We start from the raw sequence: 1,324 nt of genomic DNA, 5'->3' as shown, positions 1-1,324 counted from the left end.
CATTTAATTAATATTGTGTTTACTTTGTGGGCACGAGCGAGACGCTCGCGCTAGCATACGCTCAAGCCAGCAGGGGGTAAATTATTCCTTTTCATAAACAAATAATGTTTGATCTTGCGTATGCAAATAAATTCTATTTTGATTTACTTTTATACTTCCAATAATTCCGTTTTCTAGCGGAAGCTTATCGTACCAGACTAATTCCTTTTTTATTAAGTCTAGAACACCAAATCTAGCACCAATACTATCCGAGTTTCTATCGGTTCCTTTGGATTGAGAGAAATAAATTAAACCATTATCAATTGCCCATCTAGGGAACCATAAACGTTCAATTCCTTTTTCTATCATTAAATTTTCAATTTCCCAGGTTATAATTTCATCTTTTAGGGTATTATAAATGGTAATAACGTCTGAATGTAAAAAATAGATAAATTCATTCTCTACAATGATATCTCCTACAATATTTGAAATTTTTTTTACAATTTCACCAGTATTGGCATCCAACCCAAAACATTCGTGTTTGCCCCCTCCGTGTAATAGAAAATAAATAACACCCGAAACTTCAACAATTTCATTACTTATTGTTGTATTTTCTTCATTTAATAAATCTATGTAGGAATGTTGCCAAAGTTCTTTGCCATTTAATAAAGAAAAAGCAATTAATTTTTGTTTACTATTTACATTTACTAAAAAAAGTTGTGTACTAAAGAGTTTAAAACCATTATAATTTTTTACAAAATAAATTTCTGAATTATTCTTAATCTGAATTGTTTCAGTATTTGAAAGATCTATAAAAACTTTATTAATTTCATTATACAAGTAGTAATATTTTGCCTCGGATTTCACTATAATTCCATCTTTTAAATTAGTAAAAATACTTTTTCCGTTATCAAAATAAATGAATTTTTCAAAATCTATTTTTAAATAATCGCCTGAAAGATTATCAATTGGTATTGACCATTTGTATTCACAATTAAAATCCAAAAGCGAAATTGTTTTTTTTTCTAAATCAGATTTAATAAGGATATATTCCTTAAAACAATCTAATAAATAAGATTCAACTATTTTTATTTTTAAAATGTAATTCATTATTTAAATATTGCATTATAATTTAAGTTCACAAAGTCTTCAATTTTATTATCCGTTATGGTTGTTTCAAAATCAGATAAATCAAACCATTTCTTCATCTTCATTTTTCTATCACTATCATTTAACAATTTATTCAAAGGTTCTTTATTCTCCTTCAACCCCCGCTAGCGCGAGCGTCCCGCTCGTGCCCACATTATAAATCAATTCACGTCTATCTCTAAAAGTGTTTGGTCAT

The 1,324-nt window shown here is 27.9% G+C and carries 1 protein-coding gene; it reads right to left on the bottom strand.

Translation table 11 applies throughout. The features are described from left to right. Positions 1–81: 81 nt before the first annotated feature. Positions 82–1,089 carry a hypothetical protein gene (locus AC4PRO_RS18095; protein WP_492118387.1) on the bottom strand — a complete coding sequence of 336 codons (1,008 nt, stop codon included), beginning with the start codon at positions 1,087–1,089 and terminating at the stop codon, positions 82–84. Positions 1,090–1,324: the final 235 nt, after the last annotated feature.

Source organism: Flavobacterium sp. DW-iso2, assembly GCF_058725285.1.
The sequence above is the reverse complement of the archived record's forward strand: the minus strand, read 5'-3'. Positions and strand labels throughout refer to the sequence as shown.